Here is a 23,764-nt window from a genome sequence, read left to right as displayed (position 1 = left end):
ACCGTAACACGCCAGGGGTGTTCAAAAAACGCAAAAGCCCGTGCTACCAGAAGTAGCGACGGGCCTTGCGGGGGTCCGAGACGCTAGTTTAGGCTTCGGACTTGTTCTTCAGCACCTGACGGCCGCGGTACACGCCGTTGGGGCTGATGTGGTGGCGCAAGTGGGTTTCACCGGTGGTGGCTTCCACTGCGATACCAGGCACATTCAGTGCATTGTGCGAACGGTGCATGCCGCGCTTGGAAGGAGACTTTTTGTTTTGCTGAACAGCCATGATGGCTCCTGAGTCTGAAAAGGGTTGGTGACATGGCCTGCGCGACAGGCGCATGCCCTAAAAATACGCGATCAGCCCATTAAAGACACGAGGGGGTTTCGCGCGAAGCCCTAGAGTATAGCGCAAACGTTATCAACAGCGTTATGCAATGAATAACCAGTGTCTTGGGCAGGCCACGCTGCCGATCGAAGATCGCTTCAGCAGCGCAGGCTTCTGAACGGAGAACGCCTCCAATCAGTCCGAGGCGCCATTCTTGCGCAAGCCTTGCAACACCGCAAACGGGTTGGGCTTTTCCTCGCTGGCCTGCTCGAAATCAGCGTCGCTGGACTGCATGGGCAGCTCCTGCGGGCAGACGTCGTGGCGTGGCACCAGGGGCAGCGCCATCAGCAGCTCGTCCTCGATCAACGCATGCAGATCGAAGTCGCGGCTCAGCGCCAACAGATCTTCTTCGGCTTCGTCGTCCAGGGCGTCGGCCGTGGCCTCGTCCGCCACAAAGCGGAAGGAACGGTCCACCTCCAGCGGCATGGGGTCCAGCTGCAGGCAGCGCTGGCAGGTCAGCGGCAACCCGGTATCGACCGTCAGGTGCAGCCAGATATGGCTGGCACCGCCGGATTCGGCACGCAGCTCGCCCTCGGCGCTCCAGTGCACCTGCAGCCCTTCGACAGGGCCTTCGGCGTCCTGCGCCAGTCGTGTGTATCGTGACAGCGGATCAATGCCTGTCAGCGTGGCGCCCGCTTGGGCAAACGCCTTCACATCAAGGTGATCCGGAGAGAAATCCTTGCTCATGGCGGCAGTGTAAGAGAATCCTTGCATGCCTGAATCCCCTGCTTCTTCCGCCCCTGTGGCCCGCTCGCTGATCCTGGGCTCCACCTCGCGCTACCGCCGCGAGCTGCTGGAGCGCCTGCAATACCCTTTCACCACCGCCTCGCCCGATGTGGACGAGACACCCCACCCCGGCGAAGCCTCGCGCGACCTGTCGCTGCGCCTGGCACTGGCCAAAGCCCATGCCGTGGCCCACCAGCACCCGGAAGCCATCATCATCGGCTCTGACCAGGTGGCCGACCTGAACGGTCAGCCCTTGGGCAAGCCGCTGACGCACGAACGCGCCGTGGCCCAGCTGCGCCAGATGCGCGGCCAGACCGTGCGCTTCTATACGGCCCTGGCCGTGGTATGCCAGGCCACCGGCATGGCGCACAGCGACATCGCCGAGGTGGGCGTGCGCTTTCGCGACCTGACGGACGCCGAGATCGAACGCTATCTGCTGGCCGAAAAGCCGTATGACTGCGCCGGCAGCGCCAAGAGCGAGGGCCTGGGCATCAGCCTGCTGGACGCGATCGACAGCGATGACCCCACCGCGCTGATCGGCCTGCCGCTGATCCGCACCTGCCGCATGCTGCGTGCTGCCGGACTGGTGCTGCCATGAGCGCCGCCGCCACGCCGGGGCGCCTGTATCTGGTACCCGCCCCCCTGGATTTTGGCTGCGACAGCCAGAGCCCGCTGACCGACGTGCTGCCCGAGCTGACGCTGCGCACGGCCGCACGCCTGACCCACTGGGTGAGCGAAAACGCCAAAAGCTGCCGCGCCTACCTGAAGCGGGTGGATGCCCTGTTCCCGCTGGCGGCCCCGCTGCAGGCCCAGGCGATCCAGGAACTCCCGCGTGAAGCCCACAAAAAAGGGGACCACGGCGGCAAAGGCAGCGCCCAGTTTGACGCCAAGGCCCTGCTGGCACCGGCACTGGCCGGCCACGACATGGGTCTGGTCAGTGAAGCCGGCATGCCGGCCGTGGCCGACCCTGGCAGCTCCATCGTGCGCGCTGCCCACGACCTGGGCATTACCGTGGTGCCGCTGATCGGACCGGTGTCGCTGCTGCTCAGCCTGGCCGCCAGCGGCCTGAACGGCCAGAACTTTGCTTTTGTGGGCTACCTGCCCCAGGATGCCGCACCGCGCGCCCAGCGCATCAAGGAACTGGAAGGCCTGAGCCAGCGCCTGAACCAGGCCCAGCTGTTCATCGAGACTCCCTACCGCAACCCCGCCCTGTGGCAGGCCTTGCTGCAGAGCCTGCAGCCCGCTACCCGCCTGGTGGTCGCCAGCGGCCTGACACTGGAGAGCGCCAGCGTGCAGTCCAGAACCGTGCGCGACTGGAAAAAGCTGGACCATGTGCCCGACAAGCACACGCCCGTGGTGTTTGCCCTGGGGCAGTAAGCACGGCAACCAGCCCCCCAGAAGACCAAAGCGCCTTCAGGCCCTCCACCCAGGCTTCCAGGAAATTTCACCCTGGAACCCTTGCAGAGAGCGCTGAAGGCGCTTTTTTCTAGAAACCCTGGCAGCAGGCTATCAACGGATGGCCGGAGCCATGCCGCGCACCGCACTCACCGCGCCACCGCCAATGGCGGCGCCAAAGCGCTTGGCCAGACGTTCGGCGATGTTGTCGCGGCGCGTGTAGTCGATCACCTCTTCGGCCTTGACGATCTCACGCGCCACATAGTCCAGGCTACCCAGCTTGTCGGCCAGTCCCAGGTCAATGGCCTGCTGACCGGTCCAGAACAGGCCGCTGAAGGTCTCATCCGTCACCTTCAGGCGGTCTCCGCGCCCGCGCTTGACCACGTCAATGAACTGCTGGTGGATCTGGCCCAGCATCGTTTCCGCAAAGCCGCGCTGCTTCTCGGTCAGCGGACTGAAGGGATCGAGGAAGCCCTTGTTCTCGCCCGCCGTCAGCAGACGGCGCTCCACGCCCACCTTCTGCATCACTTCGGTGAAGCCAAAGCCGTCCATCAGCACGCCGATGCTGCCAACGATGCTGGCCTTGTCGACAAAAATCTCATCCGCAGCCGATGCGATGTAGTACGCCGCCGAAGCGCAGCTTTCCTCGACCACCGCATAAATCGGCTTCTGGTGGATGGCCTTGAGGCGCACGATCTCGTCGGTGATCATGCCGGCCTGCACCGGACTGCCGCCCGGCGAGTTGATCAACAGCACCAGCGCCTGGGCACCCTGGTCCTCCAGCGCACTGCGCATGGCGGCGATCACGAATTCGGCACTGGCGTCGGCACCCGAGGCGATTTCACCCTTGATGTCCACCACGGCGGTGTGCGGACCGGACACGGCGGCCGTCGACACCTCTTTGGACAGCAACGCCCACAGCAGTGCCAGCCCCAGAATCAGCCAGGAAAAGCGCCAGAACAGGCGCCAACGGCGGGCGCTGCGCTGCTCGTTGAGCGAGGCGAAGGCCAGCTTTTCCAGCAGATCGCGCTCCCAGCCCGGCGGCTGGGCCTGGGCTGCCGCAGCGGATGCGGTCGGCGTCTCGGGCACGGCAGCGCGCGCCCACAGGTCTTGGCCGGGCAGTGCGGAAGAAGGGTCGGAACCCGGTGTACCGGGCGTCTGCGGTGAACTCATCTCAAAACTCGATAGGTTGCAGGTTGTGGGCAGTATGCCAGTGCACCACCCCGTCGCTCTCGCTCAGTGCGATCGGCACCAGACGGCCGCCGCGGCAGGGCCCGCCTGCGCACAGCCCGGTATGGGGTTCATACACCGCGCCATGGGTGGAGCACAGCAGCCATTCGCCGCTGTCGTCGAGAAAGCGGTCGGCCTCATGGTCCATTTCCATGGGGATGTGGGCACAGCGGTTCAGATAGCCGTAGACCACGCCGTTGTAACGAATCGCAAAACCCCGGCAGGTCTGTCCCGAAAAAACCACATCAAACGACACCCCGCGCCCGCGCTCCTGCAGATCGGTGCTGGCGCACAGGGCAATGGCAGTGTCGGGCGGCAGGGTCATGTCGCCACTATAGGGACAAAGCAGACATCAGGCGTGGGCCAGCAGCCAGGCGTGCAGATCGGCCACCGTCTGCGCCACATGCAAGGGCCCCAGGGGTGCAAAGCCTTCGCTGCCATGGGCACCATAGGCCACCGCCACGCTGGCACAGCCGGCGTTGCGGGCCATTTCCAGGTCGTGCGTGGTGTCGCCAATCATCAGCAGCCGCTCCGGCGCCACGCCGAACTCGGCCATCAGCTCGTGCAGCATCAGAGGATGGGGCTTGCCGGCTGTTTCATCGGCCGTGCGCGAACCGTCGAACACGCCTTTCAGATCCACCGTGGCCAGGGCTTCGTTCAACCCCCTGCGGCTTTTGCCCGTGGCCACCGCCAGCCAGTGGTGGCGCTCCCGCAGCGCCTGCAGCAGGGGCAGCACACCGTCAAACAGCGTCACCTGCTCCTGCTGCTGCAGATAGTGGTAGCGGTAGCGGTTGGCCAGCTCCGGGTATTTGTCCTGCGGCACATCGGGCGCCGCATGGGCCAGCGCCGGCATCAGCGCCATTCCGATCACATAGGACGCCTGGGCGTCCGACGGTACCGTCCCCCCCACATCGCGCACCGCAGCCTGGATGCTGCGGGTGATGGCGGCGGTGGAGTCGAACAAGGTGCCATCCCAGTCGAAGGCAATCAGATCGAAGCGGCGGGGCCGCACGGAAGAATCCACAGTGCTCATGCGTGCTTTCAGGCCACAAACTCGGCCAGCTCTTCGGGCAATTCTGCCCGCAGCTCAATGCGTTCGTCGGTGGCCGGGTGGTTGAACTGCAGCCGCCAGGCATGCAGGAACATGCGTTTGAGCCCCTGCTTGGGCAGTCGGCGGTTCAGATCGAAGTCCCCATATTTCTCATCCCCCACGATGCCGTGGCCTTGCGAAGCCAGGTGCACCCGGATCTGGTGGGTGCGACCGGTCTTGATGGTCACTTCCAGCAAGCTCATGGCCGGCAGGCCCTGAAGGCTGCGTGCCTCGTACTGGCTGCGCACCTTGACCAGGGTCAACGCCCGCATGGCATCCGGATCGTCGGCCGTGGTGGTGCGCACGCGGCGCTCGCCGTCCGGCAACAGGTATTTGCGCAGCGGGGTGTCGATCACCTTCTTGTTGCCAGGCCAGCTGCCCGCCACCAGGGCCAGGTAGGTCTTGCCGGTTTCGCGCTCCCGGAACTGGTCTTGCAGCTTGGTCAGCGCCGAGCGCTTCTTGGCAACCAGCAAAATGCCCGAGGTTTCGCGATCCAAGCGGTGCACCAGCTCCAAAAACTTGGCCTCCGGCCGCGCCTGGCGCAATTGCTCGATCACGCCAAAGCTGACCCCCGAGCCGCCGTGCACGGCCACGCCAGCCGGCTTGTCGATGGCGATCAGGTGCTCGTCTTCCAGCAGGATGGGAAATTCCCGTGCCGGTGCCGGGCGCTCGGCCTTTTCCTGCACCTTGTCGGACACGCGCACCGGTGGCAGCCGCACCACATCTCCCGTCTGCACCCGTGTATCGGCCGCACAACGGCCCTTGTTGATGCGGACCTCGCCGCTGCGAATGATGCGGTAGACATGGGTCTTGGGCACGCCTTTGAGGTGGCGCATCAGGAAGTTGTCCAGACGCTGGCCTGCCGATTCCTCATCGACTGCAATCAGTCGCACGGCTGCCTGTACTTGCTGTGGGGAACGGTCGGTGGCCGGTTTGCCCTCTATAATGTGTTTCACCTGCGCGACTTATTTGTAAGTGGTTGATTTTGATGGAGTTTAGTCCAGCCAGCCATTTCCCCCGTGCAGGAAGGTCGATGCCACAGGTGTTGCGCCCATGATTTCCAGGCTGACAGGCCTGACGGAGTGGCGCACCACCTGGCTGGTTGACGCATTGAAACACTGAACGGAATCTTCACGCTGGTGGTGCTGTTTGGAGCACGGTGCTCTGCACACCACCCGCCGATTAAACGTATAGCGAGCATGTGGGCTTTTCTTTCCTGGCTGGTGAGCATCACGCAACGGCACGTGCCGGTGCGGAGCGTTGCTGCCCCCGTGAAAAGCCGCCCACCGTCTTTTGTCGCCTCTGGCTCGGACCGCACACAGCGGCCGCTGCTGTATGCGCGTCTCGCTCCCTGCCCCCTGCCCTTGCCACCTTTGCTGACCTGATTCGGCACAGTTGCAACCAGGCCTCAGGCGATTCCCTTCCTTTTCGTTTCAGCGCGTCAGTCAGGCATCACGGCTCCAGCAGAGCCTGTCTTTGATTGCAAAAAATCAGGGGCGTCGCGGTGAAGCAGCGTATCGCTGCCACTGCCCGCCCCTCACGAAAAGGAAACGCATCATGAAACGGATGCTGATTAACGCGACGCAGCCTGAAGAACGCCGCCTGGCCATCGTGGACGGCCAGAAACTGCTCGACTACGAGATCGAGATCGAAGGCCGCGAACAGCGCAAGGGCAATATCTACAAAGCCGTTGTCACCCGCGTCGAACCCTCCCTGGAAGCCTGCTTCGTGGACTACGGCGAAGACCGCCACGGCTTCCTGCCCTTCAAGGAAATCTCCAAGCAGTACTTTGCCGAAGGCGTATCGCCCAGCCAGGCCCGCATCAACGATGTGATCCGCGAAGGCCAGGAACTGATTGTCCAGGTCGAAAAGGAAGAGCGCGGCAACAAGGGCGCAGCGCTGACCACCTTCATCTCGCTGGCCGGCCGCTATGTGGTGCTGATGCCCAACAACCCCCGTGGCGGCGGCGTGTCGCGCCGCATCGAGGGCGATGACCGGGCCGAGCTCAAGGAAGCCATGGACCAGCTCGAATACCCCAAGGGTATGTCGATCATTGCGCGCACCGCCGGCATCGGCCGCACCGCGCCCGAGCTGCAGTGGGACCTGAACTACCTGCTCAAGCTGTGGAGCGCTGTCGACGGCGCCGCCAAGTCGGGCAAGGGCGCTTTCCTGATCTACCAGGAATCCAGCCTGGTGATCCGCGCCATCCGCGACTATTTCAACAATGACATCGGCGACATCCTGATCGACACCGATGACATTTACGAGCAGGCCCAGCAGTTCATGGCCCACGTGATGCCGGAACATGCCGCCCGCGTGAAGCGCTACCGCGACGATGCGCCGCTGTTCAGCCGCTTCCAGATCGAGCACCAGATCGAATCGGCCTACTCGCGCACCGTGCAACTGCCTTCCGGTGGCGCCATCGTCATCGACCACACCGAAGCGCTGGTGTCCGTGGACGTGAACTCGGCCCGCGCCATCAAGGGCGGCGACATCGAGGAAACCGCCACCCGCACCAACCTGGAAGCCGCCGACGAAGTGGCCCGCCAGATGCGCCTGCGCGACCTGGGCGGTCTGATCGTGATCGACTTCATCGACATGGAAGAGTCGAAGAACCGCCGCGAAGTGGAAAACCGCCTGCGCGACGCCCTGCGCCAGGACCGTGCCCGCGTCCAGTTCGGCACCATCAGCAAGTTCGGCCTGATGGAAATGAGCCGCCAGCGTCTGAAGCCCGCCCTGAGCGAAGGTGCCCACATCAACTGCCCGCGCTGCAGTGGCTCCGGCCACATCCGCGACACCGAAAGCTCGGCGCTGCAGATTCTGCGCATCATCCAGGAAGAGTCCATGAAGGACAACACGGCCGCCGTGCACTGCCAGGTGCCTGTGGAAGTGGCTTCCTTCCTGCTGAACGAAAAGCGCACCGAAATCACCAAGATCGAACTCAAGCAGCGCGTATCGGTGATGCTCGTCCCCAACAAGACACTGGAGACGCCACACTACAAGCTGGAGCGCCTGAAGCACGACGACGCGCGTCTGGAAGACCTGGACTCCAGCTACAAGCTGGCCGATGTGGTGGAAGACCAGACCAAGGTCACCCGCCGCTCGCAAGAGCCCACCAACAAGCAGACCCCCATCATCAAGGGCGTGCTGCCCGATGTGCCGGCCCCGGTGGCCGAACCCCGCCCACCCGCAGCCAGCCGCACTGCCGCAGCAGGCCAGCGCCCGGCTGCCGCCGCTGCAGCGCCTGCGGCCAAGCCCGAGGTGCGCGAGCAAGGCTTCTTCTCCTGGCTCAAGAGCCTGTTCGGCTTTGGCGCTCCGGCAGCCCAACCGGCCACGGAAGCCGCCCCGGCCGCCAAGCCCGAAGGCCAGCGTGAGCCCCGCCGCGATGGTCGCACCGGCGAAGGCCGTGGCCGCCGCAACGAACGCGGTGGCAACCGTGGCGAACGCGGTGAACGCAGCGAAGCCGGTGAAGGCCGTGGCGAACGCAACGGCAACAGCAATGGCAACGGCCGCCGCAACGAACGCAACGGCGAAGCCCGTGCCAACCGCCCGCAGGATGGAGAGCGCACCGAGCGCGCACCGCGCCGCGAACGCGGTGAACGTCCCGAGCGTGGCGAACGTCGCGATGCCGAACAGCGCCTGTCGGCCCAGGAAGGCGTTCCGCAGAACCTGGCCGAAGGCGTGAGCCTGGACGCCGGTGCCGAGCCCGCTCGCAGCGAACGCGGTCCCCGCCGCGAACGCGGTGAACGTGGTGAAGGCCGCCAGCGTGGCGAGCGCGCAGAACGCGGCGAAGGCCGCCGCGAACGCGCCCCGGCTGTGACCCCTGAAGCCTCTGCCGCAGACGTGCTGGACAACGCCGCCACCGCCCTGCCGCAGGATGGCGAGCCCTCTGCCGCCCCCGTGGGCGAGGACGGTGCACCGCGCCAGCGCCGCTCGCGTGACCGCTATGGCCGCGACCGCCGTGGCCGTGGCCGCGATGCAGCCGCCGAAGGCGAAGTGGGCGACGAGGCCGACGCTGGAGTTGCGGCCCAGCCTCTGGCCGCGGAAGCCGCGCAGGTCGAATCCGCAGCCCCCGTGGATGCAGCCGCTGACGACTCCGCTCCGGCCCGCCGCAGCTACTTCGAACGCGCTGCAGCATCTGCTGCGGTCGTCGACGCCGTGGAGAACGTGGCCGAAGCTGCCGCACCGGTCGAGGCCGCTGCTGCACCGGCCACACCTGCCGCTGCGCCCGTGGTCGCTGCCGCACCCGTGGCGGCTCTAGCACCGGTGGCAGCGCCTGCAGTGGCAGCCGAGCCAGCCAGCCGCATGCCCCGCATCGGCCAGTACCAGCTGCCGCTGGATGCGCTGCAGCAGATTGCAGCAGCCTCGGGTCTGCAGTGGATCAACTCCGATGCAGACAAGATCGCTGCCGTGCAGGCGGCCATCGCTGCCGAGCCCAAGCCCGTGCACGTTCCGCGCGAGCGGCCGCCGGTGGTGGTACTCGACGAGGGTCCGCTGATCCTGGTCGAGACCCGCAAAGACCTGGCGGCCATGACGCTGCCGTTTGAACGCGAAGACAGCGCCACCGCTGCCTGATCGCACCGCAAGACAACAGGGGCCCATGTGGCCCCTGTTTGCACTCCAGCCTCCGTTTTGTTTGCCATGCTGTTTTTGCTCTCGCCCGCCAAGTCGCTGGATTACGACACCCCCCTCCCCGACCGGTTGCCGCACACGCTGCCGGAGTTCATCCCCCAGTCCCAGGCCCTGATTGATGTGCTGCGGGAGCTGGCACCACAGGATGTGGCAAGCCTGATGTCCATCAGCGACAAGCTGGCGGCACTGAATGTGGCGCGTTACGCGGCCTGGAGCCCGGAATTCACCGCCACCAATGCCCGTCAGGCCGTACTGGCCTTCAATGGCGATGTGTACGAAGGCCTGCAGGCCCAGACCCTGACTCCCCAGGATCTGCAGTGGGCACAGGAGCATCTGTGCATCCTCAGCGGCCTGTATGGGGTGCTGCGCCCACTGGACTGGATGCAGCCCTACCGCCTGGAAATGGGGACCCGCCTGGCCACCGACCAGGGGCGCAACCTCTACCAGTACTGGGGGACGCGCATCGCCGACCATCTGAACGCGCGCCAAAAGGATGCCAAGGCTCCCGTGGTCGTCAACCTGGCATCGCAGGAATATTTCAAGTCGGTGGACCTGGCGCACCTGAAGGCCCGCGTCATCGAATGCGTGTTCGAAGACTTCAAGGGAGGCAAGTACAAGATCATCAGCTTCCATGCCAAGCGCGCACGCGGGCTGATGGCACGCTATGCGATCGAACACCGCCTCAGCCGTCCGGCACAGCTTCAACAGTTCGACGCCGAAGGCTATGCTTATGCACCGGAAGTCTCGCAACCCGACCGCTGGGTCTTCCGCCGTACCGCCCCTTCCGGAACCTGACCACGGAGAGCCCCTATGCCCGAGCGTGCAGCCCCCACCACCCTGGAAAGCCTGAGCGCCACGGTGCCTGGCTCCACGCCCGATCTGCTGCGCTGGCTGGACCAGCAGCTGCAGGCCGGTCAACGGGAAGCCACGCTGCTGCAGTCGCTGCGCGACACCGGCTGGTCAGATGCGGTGGCCCGCCAGGCCTTTGCGCAGGTGGTGCGCTGGCGCAATGCCCCCGCGCCCCAGGCTGCCCCGCCCATTCCGGAGCCCGATCTGCGCCGCAGTCCCACCGACATTGATGTGGGCGACCGCGCCGTGCATGTGCTGATGGCACTGGAGCACCCCCGCATCGTGCTGTTTGGCAACCTGCTCAGCGCGGACGAGTGCGATGCCATCGTGGCCGCAGCACGCCCCCAGATGGCACGCTCACGCACCGTGGAGACCCGTACGGGCAGCGAGGAAATCAATGCCGACCGCACCAGCCAGGGCATGTTCTTCGTGCGCGGCCAGACCCCCGAAGTGGCTCGACTGGAAGCGCGCCTGGCCAAATTGCTGCAGTGGCCGCTGGAGAACGGCGAAGGCCTGCAGGTGCTGCACTACGGCCCCGGGGCGGAGTACAAGCCCCACCACGACTACTTCGACCCGGCCGAGCCCGGCACAGCCACCATCGTGCGCCGGGGTGGCCAGCGCGTGGGCACGATCGTGATCTACCTGAACGATCCCGAGGAAGGCGGCGGCACCTCCTTCCCCGAAGCCCGGCTGCGCATCCAGCCGCGCAAGGGCAATGCAGTCTTCTTCAGCTATGCCCAGCCCCAAGCCCATACACTGACGCTGCACGGTGGCGATCCGGTGCTGCGTGGCGAGAAATGGATCGCCACCAAGTGGCTGCGCGAACGCGAGTTCCACTGAACCCGTCGCCACCAGACTGTGAAAATTCCGCTCCGACGCCTATCCGGAGCGCATGGACAGCTATTTTTATGAGCACTCCCGAACAATCCCAATTGGGCAAGCCCTCGGCCTACGCCGACCAGTACGACGCCAGCCTGCTCTTTCCCCTGCCCCGCGCCACCAAGCGCACGGAAATCGGCATCGGCAGCCAGTTGCCCTTCTTTGGCGCCGATCTGTGGACGGGCTATGAGCTATCCTGGCTGAACCTGCGCGGCAAGCCCCAGGTGGCGCTGGTGCACTTCACCATTCCTTGCGAAACGCCCCACATCATCGAGAGCAAGTCGTTCAAGCTGTACCTGAACAGCTTCAACAACAGCCGTTTTGCCAGTGCCGATGAGGTGCTGGCCCGCCTGCGGGCCGATGTCAGCGAAGCCGTCTGGCGCGGCGCCGAGCACAGCGCCACCGTAGGCGTGCGCCTGGTGCTGCCCGAAGCCTTTGCGACGCAGAAAGTCCAGGAACTGCAAGGCCTTGAGCTGGACCGCCTGGATGTGGAATGCACCGACTACCAGCCCCGCCCCGAGCTGCTGCGCGCCGACACCGATACTCCCCCCATCAGCGAAACCCTGGTCAGCCACCTGCTCAAGAGCAACTGCCTGGTCACCGGCCAGCCGGACTGGGGCAGCGTGCAGATTGCGTACACCGGCCCGGCCATCGACCAGGAGCGGCTGCTGCAGTACATCGTGAGCTTTCGCAACCACAACGAGTTCCATGAGCAGTGCGTGGAACGCATGTTCACCGACATCTGGCGCCAGTGCCAGCCGGTCAAGCTCAGCGTCTATGCACGCTACACACGCCGCGGCGGCCTGGACATCAACCCCTTCCGCACCAGCCACCCCAGCGCCATGCCGGCAGCCCTGCGCACGGCACGCCAGTAAACCCGGGCCGCCACAATGAAAAAGCCCATCTCCTGCCAGGCAGGAGATGGGCTTTTTGCATGCCGGCTGCGCCACGCGGGCGCAGCGGCGTCAGATTCAGTGATTAAGCGCTAGATCTGTGCCGCAGCGGCCGTCTTGATGCGTTTCCAAGGCCAGTCATCGCGCGCCAGGATGTTTTCAGCGTAACGCATGTCTTCCTTGCGCATCCACAGGCCTTCGGGGCCTTCGTAGAGCACCTCAACCTTGGCGTCGATCCACTGCGACCAGCTCACCGTCTGCAGCTCCGGCCCCTTGGCCTTGGACGCCGCGCCCGTGTCGGCGGCAGCCCCATCCACCGTGGGCTCACCTTCGTACCAGTGCAGACCCACACCATCCCAGCTTTGCAGCATGGGCAGATAGGCACGCAATGCCAGGGTGTGCACTTCGTGCATGGCCGGCTGCAACCAGTGCAGCTTCCAGTGGTGGGGTTCGTGCTCGCTGCGCGCCACCAGCTCCAGCACCACCCAGCCTTCACCACCCGGGTGCGGGCAGGCGCTGGGGCCGGTGCCGCACAGCACGGCACCATGGCGCGTCACCGCCACGCCTTCTCCGCGGGGCAGATCGGGACTCCACTGGTTGTTGGCTTCCTTGTGCAGGCCGCCAAACCACCACATCACCTCGCCCGCCTTCTGCTGGCGCCACACATAGTCGCCGTCGGCACACGGGTGCTGGATCTGCTCCACCTCACGCCAGCCGGGCTGCACATGCCAGTGGCCGAGCGCGTCCGGCGCGGCATCGCGCACCGCATAGCAGGCATCCCAGCCGGCACGCCCCAGGAAGTTGGCGGTGGGCGGCTGCAGGTGCCAGCGCCACAGACCGGTGCTGGGGTCCGAGCCATTGCTGGCAGCGCAGGCCGCAATGGCCAGCAGCTGCACCCGCGGTGCGGTGTTGCCGCTCGACGACGGCACCGGGCGCAGCCGGGCCACGGGCCACGGCAGACCCAGGGTCTGCAACTGGGCACCATCCCAGATCTGCACGGTATTTTTCTCGCCCCGCAGCGGCGACGCACCATGCTGCAGCAGCACGGCCCAGCGGCCCTGGACCACCACATGTTCCAGCTCCCACAGACCGGACAGCCGGCTTTCACCCCACTCCAGCTGGTAGGCGGGGGTGGCGCCGGTTTCGTCGGCCGCTTCCTTCACCAGGGTCCAGCACAGCGGCTTGCCTGCCACCGGGGCGCTGTAGGCCTGCCACAGCTCAGGCTTGGCCAGATGCCTGCGCCACAGGAACATGGTGCGCGGAATCTTCTGCAGCCGCACACGGCCGTCACGGCTGTGCGTGACACAGCCGTCCACACCGTCCATGGCACTGTGGATCTGCTGGCCGTCGTGCAGCCGCTCCAGCTCGGGGGTGTCGACTTCCATGCGCTGCAGCAGGGTGTCGCCATCCCAGCGCAGCACCGGCACCACGGACTTGGTCACCAAGGCATCACCCGCCAGGGAGATCCCGATGCGCCAGGACTTGCGGTCCGATGGCGCCGGCGCATCCCAGTGCAGCCAGCCATGCTGCGCACTCCAGACAATCAGTGCCGTGTCCGGGATCTGTTCGCTTTCCGCAGCCGACGTGCCGTAAAAAGCGAACGCCTGCCCGTCCTCGCGCCATACCAGCACCGTGTTCTCGTCCACCGCCCAGGGCTGGGGCGTTTCACCAAACAACAGCTTCCAGCGCGGACGCAGCACCGGCTCCAGCGGCCTGCGCTGGGTACGCAACGATGCCGGCCAGTGGCGCTGCATGGACAGCTTCACCGGTGCTTCGTCCGGCTGGGTCAGGGCCGGTGCCTGCTGTCCGTCTTCCGACGGGACCTGGTCTGCGGGCACCCACAGATCGCGCACCGCCACCAGGGCCTGTGCTTCGCCCTCCACGTTGTCCTTCAGCCATTCATCGAAGGCGGCATCCGTGAACACCTGCTGCCCGTCCTCCATCTGCCGCTGCCGGCTGGCGCTGGCCTCGCTCCAGCGCGGCAGGCGCCAGTGCACACCGTCCAGCGCCGACACTTCGGCCGTCGTCAGATTCCAGCTGCGCAGCGACTTGCGGTCGATCAGGCACGGCGTGCCGCCGCCATAGGCACCGGTGCGGATCCAGCGGCCGTCAAACGAGGTGTGGTAGTCCGACTCCCAGACCTTGGGCAGGTACACCCCATCGCCGCACAGCACGTCGCCATACACGGGCCCGCCCGTGCCGCGCTCTCCCTGCATGCGAAATTGCACGTCCTTGCCGTCCGCGCCCGCATGCCCTCCCATGCCGTGCGCCTGCTGGCCCACCGCATTTCTGGAGACGTTCGAACGCCGGCGCCGGTACACCATCAGCACCAACAGCGCCAATAGCAGCAACACCAGCACCACAAAGGCCACAACGGCCAGTGAGCTCAGCAGGAGATTCATCCCCCCATGCTACCTAAGACCGCTGACAAAACACCGGCGGCGCGCGCAGATGAGACAGAAAAAAGGCAGCCAAAAGGCTGCCTTTTCGCAACATCCCTCCGGATATGGCGCATTGCATGCGCGGGTACCGTGGGTGTCAACGCATGGTGAACACGTCCACAGAGCGCTCCAAGGTGGTGGCGCTGTGCCGCAGGGAATGCGCGGCGCTGCTGGATTCCTCCACCAAGGCGGCGTTCTGCTGCGTCACGGAATCGAGTTGGGCAACCGCCTCATTGACCTGGGCAATGCCCATGGACTGCTCCCGCGTGGCAATGCTGATCTGGTGCACCATGTCGCTGACCCGTTCGACGGCCTCCACCATGCCATTGATGGTCTGCCCGGCGGCACCCATGCGGGCATTGCCATCGTTGATGCCATCGACCGTGCGGTGGATCAGCACACTGATCTCCTTGGCCGCTGCCGCGCTGCGCTGGGCCAGCGCCCGCACCTCGCCTGCCACCACGGCAAACCCCCTGCCCTGTTCGCCGGCCCGCGCCGCCTCGACCGCCGCATTCAAGGCCAGCAGATTGGTCTGGAAGGCAATGCTCTCGATGACCCCAATGATTTCGCTCATGCGCGTGGAAGAGCCGCGGATATGCTCCATGGCCGTCCCCACTTCCAGAATGGCACTGCCGCTGCGTCGTGCCACGCCCTTGCTGGCATTGCTTTCGCGCTCCATGGACTGGGCCATGTCCGCTGTCTGGGCCACGGTACCGGCGATCTCCTCCATCGAGGCTGCCGTTTCCTGCAGATTGCTGGACTGCGACTCGGTGCGGGCGGCCAGATCCAGGCTGCCGTGTGCGATTTCCTGTGCCGTGTTCGCAAAGCCTTTCACTTCCGAGCGCACATCGCCCACCACCGCCCGCAGATTGATCTGAATCTGCTGCAGACGCTGCATCAGCGCCCCCATGTCGCCGGGGTAGCCGTTGTCGTAGGTCGTGGTCAGGTTGCAGCTGGCGATGTCCGCGGCAAAGCGGCTGGCCTGTTCCAGACCACGCACGCAGCGGTCGTAGAAATGCTGGCAGATCCAGGCACCACCCAGCACCATGGCGCCCACGCGGCTGGCCCAGGCCGCCACCCCCTGCCACCCCAGCAGGTCCGGCAGCATCACCACCACGGTCAGCAGCAGCAGCATGCTGATCATGCGCACCACGGCACCCATGTCCCTGCTGCGCTCCCACAGGCCGCGCAACCCCTTGTGTCGCAGCCGTCCACCGCGCAGGCGGAAGCTCTCCTGCCCTTGCGCCGCATCGCTGCGCATCTGCGCATAGAGCGCCTCGGCGGCGGTCACCTCAGCCGCAGCAGGCTTGGTGCGGACCGACAGATAGCCCCGGGGTTTGCCCCCATCCATGATGGGCGTGACATTGGCACGCACCCAGTAATAGTCGCCGTTCTTGCGGCGGTTCTTGACCAGGGCCGTCCACGGATAGCCGTGGGCAATCGTGCGCCACAGATCCTGGAACGCCGCCGCAGGCATGTCGGGATGGCGGATCAGGTTGTGCGGCTGACCCAGAAGCTCGTCATAGGTGTACCCGCTCACTCGCACGAATGCGGAATTGCAGTGGGTGATCTCCCCCTTGGTGTTGGTGATGGAGACCAGCAGCTCATCCCCGGGGTAGTCGTAGTTGTTCTGGGTAACGGGCAGATTGGTGCGCATGGGCAGTGGGTTCCTCCGGCATGTCTGCGCCTGACGGCGCATGACAAAACCGCTGCAGCTCCTCCCAGAGCTGCAGCGGTTCTTGATTCACACGGAATCATCGCACAAGGACTATGTTTCTGCATCCCGAGCACAAGCAGTTGAACACCCTGTAATTCAATGCATGGCCGGTGCACGCACACGTGCAGGCACGCCCACGCCACGCAACCCGCCCGGCATGCTCGCAGGCGCCACCGGTGCCGCAGCATGCTGCTGTGGCGACGGCGCACCCGGCAGGCGGAACACATCCAGCGTACGACCCAGCACGGCCGCGTTTTCGCTCATTTCACGCGCGGATTTGGCGGAATCATCCACCATGTGCGCATTTTCCTGGGTGGAGCGGTCCAGGTCGGTGACGGCATCGTTCACCTGGGAGATGCCCGTGGACTGCTCCCGCGTGGCACCGCCGATCTGGCCCATCAGGCTGTTCACATGGGCGACCGACGTCACCACATCACTGATGGTCTGGCTGGCCTGCAGCATCTGTTCTGCGCCCAGTGTGATCTGGGACTTGGACTCGCCGATCAGCCCGCGGATTTCCCCTGCCGCTTCCGCACTGCGCTGCGCCAATGCACGCACTTCGGCAGCCACCACCGCAAAGCCGCGTCCCTGCTCGCCGGCACGTGCCGCTTCCACTGCGGCATTCAGCGCCAGGATGTTGGTCTGAAAGGCAATGCCTTCGATGGTGGTGATGATCTGTCCCATCTTGTGCGAGGAATGCTCGATGCGCTGCACCACTTCACCCACCTTGGATACGGCTTCACCACCTTGCCGCGCCAAGGATGCGCTCTGTTCGCTGACCTTCATCACCTGCTCGGCCGTTTCGGCAGACTGGCGCACAGTACTGGACAGCTGTTCCATGGCCGCGGCCGTTTCCTCCAGGCTGCAGGCCTGCTGCTCGGTGCGCGCAGACAGCTGGCTGGCCCCCTGGGCAATGGAATTTGCAAGGTCCCCGAAGCCATGGATCTCATGCCGTGCATCCCCCACCACAGCCCGCAAATTGATGTGGATCTGGTGCAGCCGCTCCATCAGCAGGGCCATGGGGTGGCGACCGCTGAGCAGCGGCAGATCGCTGGCCAGATTGCAGCCCGCAATATCGCGCGCCAGGTCATTGGCTTCCTGCACGGCGGCCGTGATCCGCCGGTGAAAGCGAAACAGCATGGCCGCCGACAGCACGGCCACCACCGCCAGCTGCAGTCCCTGCTGCCACGGAGCCGTCCAGCCCATGAAGCCCGGCAGCATGGCCGCCACCAGCGTAGGCAGCAGCATGGCCGCCAGACGCTGGGTGAAGGAAGCGCGCTGCAGCCTGCCCACATAGTCGCGCCAGCCGGTGGGACGCACCTGCCCCGCGTGCAGGACAAAGGTTTGGATACCGGCTTCGCGCTCGACCTGTATCTTGGCGTACAGCGCCTGCGCGGCCTGCACTTCCTCGCGCGACGGCTTGGTGCGCACCGACATATAGCCCCGCGGCTTGCCGTTCACCACGATGGGTGTGACATGGGCACGCACCCAGTAGAAATCGCCATTTTTGCGTCGGTTCTTGACCAGACCGCTCCAGTTGCGGCCATTGCCGATCGTGCTCCACATGTCCTTGAACGCTTCGGGTGGCATGTGCGGGTGGCGCACCATGTTGTGGGGCTGCCCCATCAGCTCGTCCATGGTGAAACCGCTCACGCGGAGGAAGGCGGCGTTGCAGTGGGTGATATGGCCTTTGTTGTCCGTGGTGGACATCAGCAGCTCATCACTGGAGAAGTCGTACTCTTTTTCCGTGATTGGCAAATTGGTGCGCATGGTCCCTCTCACTCCGGTACTGGATGGCATGGAGGCTACTACCGGCACGCTTTTCTGCATTCACCGCTAGGCGTACGACAACGCCCTTCTGCACATCAGAACAGGGGTGCGGTAAAGGGATCCGACGGGCGGGCCCGATGGCTCGCCACAGGCACTTCGTCGGCATCCCGGGGAGCCCCGTTTTCCCAGGCCACCAGCGCCCCCACGCGCACGCCCAGCAAACGGATGCGCTGCTGCAAGGGCACCCGTTTCAGGCACAGACCTGCCGCCCGGCGGATGGCGGCGGCATCCTGGGTGAAGTGGTCCAGGCTCAGGTCGCGCGTCACGCTGCGGAAGTCGGCATAGCGCAGCTTGATGCCGATGGTCCGTCCCGCGTAGCCTTTGCGCACCAGGTCCTCGGCCACCCGCTCGCACAGCCGGGTGAAGATGGCGCCCAATTCGGCCTTGTCCTGCACGGCATGCAGATCCCGCTCGAAAGTGGTTTCCCGGCTCATGCTGACGGGTTCGCTCTCGGTGACCACCGGCCGCTCATCCTGGCCATGGGCGGCGGCATGCAGCCAGGCCCCATAGGATTTGCCAAAGTGCTGGACCAGAAAAGGGAGCGAGCAGGCCGCCAGATCACCGATGGTGGTGATGCCCAGCGCCTGCAGCCTGGCGTCTGCCTTGGGACCGATGCCATTGATCTTGCGGCAGGCCAGCGGCCAAATCAGCTGCTCCAGATCCTGCGGCTGCACGATGGAGATGCCGCGCGGCTTCTGGAACTCGCTGGCCATCTTGGCCAGCAGCTTGTTCGGCGCCACACCCACCGAGCAGGTCAGCCCGGTTTCGGCATGGATGGCCTGCTGGATGCGCACCGCCAGCGCGCGGCCGCCCTCCTCCTGCCCGCCGGGCACAGTGGTGAAGTCGATGTAGACCTCGTCCACGCCCCGGTCCTCCATCACCGGTGCCAGGGACAGAATCACCTCCTTGAAGCGGCGCGAATAGGTGCGGTAACGCACAAAATCGATGGGCAGCAGAACGGCCTGCGGGCACAGGCGTGCGGCCTTCATCATGCCCATGGCCGACCCCACGCCAAACTGCCGCGCCGGATAGGTGGCGGTGGTGATGACGCCCCGCCCCACATAGCTGCCCAGGCGGGGAAAGGCCTCCAGCGGGATCTGCTCGAGGCCGCCCCAGCGGGCGATCAGTGCGGCTTCGTGCTCGGGCGTGTGGCGGCTGCCGCCGATCACCACCGGCAAGCCCTGCAGCTGCGGGTAGCGCAGCAGTTCCACCGAGGCAAAGAAGGCGTCCATATCCAGGTGGGCAATGCGGCGCGGCAGCACGGCGGGTGCTGGCACGGGGGCTTGATCGGAGGCTGGCGCATTCACAGCCCCCATTGTGGCGCCTGCAGCGCCACCAGTGCCCCTCAGCCCTTTACACCCCTTGCAGGCAGATCAGCACCAGCCCCACCAGCATCAGCCCCATGCCGATTTTTTCGTTGCGGTTCAGCGCTTCGCTCAGCAAACGGCGCGACACCAGGTAGCTGAACACCACCTCGACCATGCCCAGCGTGCGCACCGGCCCCGCGCCCTGCATGGCATAGGCGGTGAACCAGGCCAGCGAGGCCGCCGCGCCCATGCTGCCGGCCACCAGGGAAATGCGCCAGGCACGAAAGATCGGGGCCAGGCCCTGTTCGCTGCGCCACTGGATCCAGGCCCCCATGCCCAGCGTCTGCAAGGTCTGCGCAATCAACACCCCCCAGGCTCCGGACAGCCAGGGCGATTCCGCCGCCAGCGCCAGCGCGCCGCCTCGGAAGGCCACGGTGGCGATCGCAAAGCAGGCGCCGCACACCAGACCGTAGAGCGCGGACTTGCTCATCCAGGCCTGCAGCGACAGCAGCTGGCCGCGCGGCGGCAGCGACAGGATCAGCACGCCCGCCGTGGCCACGGCCATGGCCAGCAACGCCAGCGGCGTGGGCAGCTCGTGCAGGAACACGGTGGAGAAGAGGGCCACCTGCAGCACCTCGGTCTTGGACAGGGTCACTGCCACCGCGAAATTGCGCTCCTTCATGGCCAGCAACAGCGCCACGGTGGCGCCCACCTGAAAGAAGGCTCCCAGCGCAATCCAGCCCAGGTAGGCCGGACTCAGGTCCGGCACCGCCGGCGCCTGTGCCGGCACCAGATACAGCAGCGCCAGCCACAGGCCTGCAAACGGCAGGCCGTACATGAAACGCACCAGGGTGGCAGACAGCGTGCCCAGCTCCTGCGTCAGCGAGCGCTGGGCGGTGTTGCGAACGGTTTGCGCCGCGGCGGCGAACAGGGTGATGGGCACCCACAACCAGGTGAGATCGTGCAAGGAGAGGGACATGAAGCAGGGTCAAGGCAAACGGCAGCCGGTGCGACCATGCACCGCCGCCCAGGCGCAGGGCCGGTGCACGCAAACACTGCGGCACGGCGGCAACGCCCTGGCCGGGAAGGCAACAACACCTTCTCAGGCCACGGGCCACCAGCATACCCAGCCCGGCAGGCGCCCGGCGGCACGATTGGCGACGCCCCTCCCTCCGGGCAGCGATGCAATCGCGCACGGCGACGGGCGTGCGCGCCATGGATGCCGGCGCAGCGGGCAGCCACCCTGCATGCCGCCCAGGCGGTCTACAAGCGGCCCTTCTGTCCGCCCACCACGTCAAGCACCGTGAAAGACCGCCTCGATGTTGTAGCCATCAGGGTCATGCACAAACGCAGCGTAGTAGTGGGCGTGGTAGTGCGGACGCAGGCCGGGCGGCCCATTGTCGGTGCCGCCAGCCTGCAGCGCTGCGCGGTGGAAAGCATCCACCTGTGCACGGCTGTGCGCCCGGAAAGCAATGTGGCTGCGCGGCGCCATGGGCACGGCCCGGGTGAGCCAGAAATCACCGCCCGGGTCATCCCCCGGCGCCGCCGGCACGGCACCAAAACCCACAGCGTCCGGCAGTGACAACCGCACGCCATAACCCAGCGGCGCCAGCGCCGCCTTGTAGAACGCCAGGCTGAGCGCCAGGTCGTGCACATGGATACCTGTATGGTCAATCATGCCCCCATGATAGGCGCCCAGGCTGAAAAGGTCTGCCGCGTGGCGCCCCCTGCACACCAGGGTGTGCCGCGCCGCGCGCGGTCTGGGCCGCCGCCGTCACAGGTACGGCACAACCTATCTATTTGCGCAGCACCACATCCACACGGCGTGAGGCCGCATTGCTGGCCCCCGTGTCCGTGGTATCGGCCGGTTTTTCGAGCGCGGTGCGCTCGATGGGCACGCCGGCCGCCACCAGGGCGGTCTGCACGGCTTCGGCCCGGTGCTTGGAGAGTTCGGCGTTCTTGGCCGGGTCGCCCGTCGGATCGTTGAAGCCGGAAATCACCGCCTTGGCGTCCGGGTTCCCCTGCAGATAGGCCACCAGGGCATTGGCCTTGTCGGCAAATTCCGGAGCCACCTCGGTCTTGCCGCTGTCAAAGAACACGCGCAGCATCGGCATATCCTGCCGCATTCCCTCCAGCACCCCTGCCCCTTCGGGTGCGGTGAAGCTGTCGGTCGCCGGCGGGGTGGCGGCCGGCGCGGGCGCTGGTGCGGGCTCCGGTGCCGCCGGCGCGGGCACGGCGGCGGGCGGCTTGCCCTTGGCGCAGTAGCTGATGCCCAAGATCACCACCAGGGCCGCAATCAGCCATGGCAACCATTTACCCATCCCGCCGCTGGCTGGGGCCACCGGCGCCGCAGCAGCTGCGGCGGTGGCCGTGGCAGCTGTCGCAGCTGCCCCCACCCGGGCCGCGGCCGCCTGGCCCATGCCCAGCAGCGACTGGCCTTCGCGGGCCATGTCATTGAATTCGGTGGGCAGCACATTCGGCACCGTGCCGCCCGGGGTCATGCGCGAGACCAGCATGGGCAGCAAGGCCGCCACGGCCGTGCTCACCTTGTCGTAGGGCAGGCCAAGGCGCGTGGCCAGCGTGTTCAGCAGACCGTCCCCGGTCCCCAGCACCATGTCCAGCTGCGAGGCGCTGGGCACCTGCGGCGTGGTGGCCGAGCCCAGCCAGCTTTGCACCAGGCCGTCCATGCCGGCGGAGCGGAACCTGTTCAGAAAGCCCGACAGCCCACCGGTCGCCGGGTTGGCGATGTAGGCCACCAGCATCTGGATCAAGGGGCGGGCCTGGTCGCCCAGACCCAGCCGCGCACCGATTTCACGAATCAAGGTATCCAGCATGTCGCACTCCTTTGAATGGGCTGCACCAGCCGCCACTGCGGCAGCCACCGCTGCAGCAGCAAAAGGCCCAGTCTAGGAACATGCACCAGGCGGAGGATGTAGGACACCCCCGCACATCGGAATGCAAATCCATGCGAAATTGCATGCAATTGCCTGCAACACCCCATGATTTGCAGAAAACCGGCTGCTGCCGCGCGCCGGCAGCATGCCTGCGGTGTCAGACCTGCGGAAACGGCAGCGGGTAGCTGCCCGGCAGCAGAATGTCCTGGCCGACCCGGTTGATGTCGGTATGGCCGCAGAAAGCCATGGTGGTGTCCAGCTCCTTCTGGATGATCTGCAGCGCACGCGTCACACCGTCCTGGCCGTACGCCCCCAGGCCATAGAGGAAGCTGCGCCCGATCAACGTGCCCTGTGCACCCAGGGCACGGGCCTTGAGCACGTCCTGGCCGCTGCGGATACCGCTGTCCAGCCACACCTCGATGTCCCGGCCTGCCGCCTGTACGATGGACGGCAGCGCATCGATGGTGGCGGGCGCGCCGTCCAGCTGGCGGCCGCCGTGGTTGCTGACGATAAGCGCATCGGCACCGGTCTCGGCCGCCAGCCGCGCGTCTTCGGCGTCCATGATGCCCTTCAGGATCAGCTTGCCGCCCCAGCGCTGCTTGATCCACTCCACATCCTTCCAGTTCAGCGTCGGGTCGAACTGGCCGGCCGTCCACGATGCCAGCGAGCCCATGTCGGCCACGCCCTGGACATGGCCGACGATGTTGCCCATGAAACGCCGCCGGGTGCCCAGCATGCCCATGCACCAGCGCGGCTTGGTAGCCAGGTTGATCAGGTTCCGGAGCGTGGGCTTGGGGGGGGTGGACAGACCGTTCTTGATGTCCTTGTGGCGCTGGCCCAGGATCTGCAGATCGAGTGTCACCTGCAGCGCCGAACAATTGGCCGCCTTGGCGCGTTCAATCAGGCGCTCCATGAAGCCGCGGTCGCGCATCATGTACAGCTGGAACCAGAACGGGTGGCGGCCGGTGTGCTCGGCAATATCTTCCAGCGAGCAGATGCTCATCGTCGACAAGGTGAAAGGGATGCCAAAGGCCTTGGCCGCCCGGGCGGCCAGGATTTCACCGTCGGCGTGCTGCATGCCGGTCAACCCGGTGGGCGCAATCGCCACCGGCATGGCTACCTCCTGGCCCACCATGGTGCTGCGGGTGCTGCGCCCTTCCATGTTCACGGCCACGCGCTGGCGCAGCTTGATCTTCTGGAAAGCGGCCTCGTTGTCGCGGTAGGTGCCTTGGGTGTACGAACCGGAGTCGGCATAGTCATAGAACATGCGCGGCACACGGCGTTCGGCGATCACGCGCAGGTCTTCGATACAGGTGATGTGGGCAAGCTGGGTCATGGGCGCATTGTCCCCAGAAAAATCGGCCGACTCCGGCGCTGCGGCACCGCTGCCCCGCACGCCATGCCCCAATGCCCAGCGCAGGGATTGCTTGCACATTCAAATTGGTCACACCAATTATTTCAAAATTACCAGGGTAAACCATGTGATACCGCCCAATATCCGATTTCTACAA

The 23,764-nt window shown here is 65.8% G+C and carries 20 protein-coding genes; 6 read left to right on the top strand and 14 right to left on the bottom strand.

Annotated features, from left to right (window positions below; all coding sequences use genetic code 11):
- Nucleotides 1-88 precede the first annotated feature (88 nt).
- Together rpmF and B3349_RS16560 are read right to left on the bottom strand one after the other, a co-directional pair.
- The gene (gene rpmF / locus B3349_RS16565) at nucleotides 89-271 is read right to left on the bottom strand and encodes a 50S ribosomal protein L32 (RefSeq protein WP_003058062.1); all 183 of its coding nucleotides are present in this window, start codon (nucleotides 269-271) and stop codon (nucleotides 89-91) included.
- Nucleotides 272-505: 234 nt separating this feature from the next.
- Nucleotides 506-1,057, bottom strand: coding sequence for a YceD family protein (locus B3349_RS16560; RefSeq protein ID WP_291590382.1), 552 nt, complete (start codon nucleotides 1,055-1,057; stop codon nucleotides 506-508).
- A 25-nt stretch (nucleotides 1,058-1,082) separates the two neighbouring features.
- Between B3349_RS16560 and B3349_RS16555 the strand changes: the two genes are divergently transcribed.
- Together B3349_RS16555 and B3349_RS16550 are read left to right on the top strand one after the other, a co-directional pair.
- Entirely contained in the window at nucleotides 1,083-1,694 is a 612-nt protein-coding gene (locus B3349_RS16555; protein ID WP_291590380.1) for a Maf family nucleotide pyrophosphatase, read from the top strand.
- Nucleotides 1,691-2,473: an SAM-dependent methyltransferase gene (locus B3349_RS16550; protein WP_291590378.1), complete on the top strand. Its 783-nt coding sequence runs from the start codon at nucleotides 1,691-1,693 to the stop codon at nucleotides 2,471-2,473. The genes B3349_RS16555 and B3349_RS16550 overlap by 4 nt, the downstream gene beginning before the upstream one ends.
- Before the next feature lie 132 nt (nucleotides 2,474-2,605).
- Here B3349_RS16550 and B3349_RS16545 read toward each other — a convergent pair whose 3' ends face one another.
- Genes B3349_RS16545 through B3349_RS16530 form a run of 4 tightly spaced genes read right to left on the bottom strand, consistent with a single transcriptional unit; the run spans nucleotide 2,606 to nucleotide 5,767 of the window.
- Nucleotides 2,606-3,664, bottom strand: coding sequence for a S49 family peptidase (locus tag B3349_RS16545; RefSeq protein WP_218333588.1), 1,059 nt, complete (start codon nucleotides 3,662-3,664; stop codon nucleotides 2,606-2,608).
- A 1-nt stretch (nucleotide 3,665) separates the two neighbouring features.
- Nucleotides 3,666-4,046 carry a Rieske (2Fe-2S) protein gene (locus B3349_RS16540; RefSeq protein ID WP_066537177.1) on the bottom strand — a complete coding sequence of 127 codons (381 nt, stop codon included), beginning with the start codon at nucleotides 4,044-4,046 and terminating at the stop codon, nucleotides 3,666-3,668.
- A 27-nt stretch (nucleotides 4,047-4,073) separates the two neighbouring features.
- Complete coding sequence (locus tag B3349_RS16535) at nucleotides 4,074-4,754, bottom strand: HAD family hydrolase (protein ID WP_291590377.1); 681 nt, start codon at nucleotides 4,752-4,754, stop codon at nucleotides 4,074-4,076.
- A gap of 8 nt (nucleotides 4,755-4,762) precedes the next feature.
- The gene (locus B3349_RS16530) at nucleotides 4,763-5,767 is read right to left on the bottom strand and encodes an RluA family pseudouridine synthase (protein WP_349682196.1); all 1,005 of its coding nucleotides are present in this window, start codon (nucleotides 5,765-5,767) and stop codon (nucleotides 4,763-4,765) included.
- A 601-nt stretch (nucleotides 5,768-6,368) separates the two neighbouring features.
- Between B3349_RS16530 and B3349_RS16525 the strand changes: the two genes are divergently transcribed.
- The 4 genes from B3349_RS16525 (at nucleotide 6,369) to queF (ending at nucleotide 12,046) form a co-directional block, all read left to right on the top strand.
- Nucleotides 6,369-9,386 (top strand): Rne/Rng family ribonuclease, encoded by a 3,018-nt coding sequence (locus B3349_RS16525; RefSeq protein ID WP_291590374.1) that lies wholly within the window; start codon nucleotides 6,369-6,371, stop codon nucleotides 9,384-9,386.
- A 66-nt stretch (nucleotides 9,387-9,452) separates the two neighbouring features.
- Complete coding sequence (yaaA, locus tag B3349_RS16520; RefSeq protein ID WP_291590372.1) at nucleotides 9,453-10,238, top strand: peroxide stress protein YaaA; 786 nt, start codon at nucleotides 9,453-9,455, stop codon at nucleotides 10,236-10,238.
- Between the two features lie 15 nt (nucleotides 10,239-10,253).
- Complete coding sequence (locus B3349_RS16515) at nucleotides 10,254-11,132, top strand: 2OG-Fe(II) oxygenase (RefSeq protein ID WP_291590371.1); 879 nt, start codon at nucleotides 10,254-10,256, stop codon at nucleotides 11,130-11,132.
- 68 nt (nucleotides 11,133-11,200) lie between these two features.
- Complete coding sequence (gene queF / locus B3349_RS16510) at nucleotides 11,201-12,046, top strand: NADPH-dependent 7-cyano-7-deazaguanine reductase QueF (RefSeq protein ID WP_291590369.1); 846 nt, start codon at nucleotides 11,201-11,203, stop codon at nucleotides 12,044-12,046.
- A gap of 110 nt (nucleotides 12,047-12,156) precedes the next feature.
- On the opposite strand, the gene B3349_RS16505 is transcribed toward queF, so the two are convergent.
- From B3349_RS16505 to B3349_RS16470, 8 genes are all read right to left on the bottom strand, one after another.
- Entirely contained in the window at nucleotides 12,157-14,466 is a 2,310-nt protein-coding gene (locus B3349_RS16505; RefSeq protein WP_291590368.1) for a hypothetical protein, read from the bottom strand.
- A gap of 136 nt (nucleotides 14,467-14,602) precedes the next feature.
- On the bottom strand, nucleotides 14,603-16,162 hold the full coding sequence (locus B3349_RS16500) for a methyl-accepting chemotaxis protein (protein ID WP_291590367.1): 1,560 nt from the start codon (nucleotides 16,160-16,162) through the stop codon (nucleotides 14,603-14,605).
- Nucleotides 16,163-16,318: 156 nt separating this feature from the next.
- On the bottom strand, nucleotides 16,319-17,992 hold the full coding sequence (locus B3349_RS16495) for a methyl-accepting chemotaxis protein (protein ID WP_291590366.1): 1,674 nt from the start codon (nucleotides 17,990-17,992) through the stop codon (nucleotides 16,319-16,321).
- A gap of 95 nt (nucleotides 17,993-18,087) precedes the next feature.
- Nucleotides 18,088-19,368, bottom strand: a complete 1,281-nt coding sequence (gene dinB, locus B3349_RS16490) for a DNA polymerase IV (RefSeq protein ID WP_414646924.1) — start codon at nucleotides 19,366-19,368, stop codon at nucleotides 18,088-18,090.
- Nucleotides 19,369-19,405: 37 nt separating this feature from the next.
- A complete protein-coding gene (locus B3349_RS16485) occupies nucleotides 19,406-20,338 on the bottom strand; it encodes a DMT family transporter (RefSeq protein ID WP_291590365.1) in 933 nt (310 codons plus the stop codon).
- Between the two features lie 315 nt (nucleotides 20,339-20,653).
- Nucleotides 20,654-21,037, bottom strand: coding sequence for a VOC family protein (locus tag B3349_RS16480; protein WP_291590364.1), 384 nt, complete (start codon nucleotides 21,035-21,037; stop codon nucleotides 20,654-20,656).
- A 118-nt stretch (nucleotides 21,038-21,155) separates the two neighbouring features.
- Complete coding sequence (locus B3349_RS16475) at nucleotides 21,156-22,193, bottom strand: OmpA family protein (RefSeq protein WP_291590363.1); 1,038 nt, start codon at nucleotides 22,191-22,193, stop codon at nucleotides 21,156-21,158.
- 217 nt (nucleotides 22,194-22,410) lie between these two features.
- Nucleotides 22,411-23,589 (bottom strand): alpha-hydroxy acid oxidase, encoded by a 1,179-nt coding sequence (locus tag B3349_RS16470; protein ID WP_291590361.1) that lies wholly within the window; start codon nucleotides 23,587-23,589, stop codon nucleotides 22,411-22,413.
- Nucleotides 23,590-23,764: the final 175 nt, after the last annotated feature.

This window comes from Comamonas sp. UBA7528, assembly GCF_002479375.1.
GTDB lineage: Bacteria > Pseudomonadota > Gammaproteobacteria > Burkholderiales > Burkholderiaceae_C > Comamonas.
This window is presented reverse-complemented; position numbering and strand designations above follow the sequence as displayed.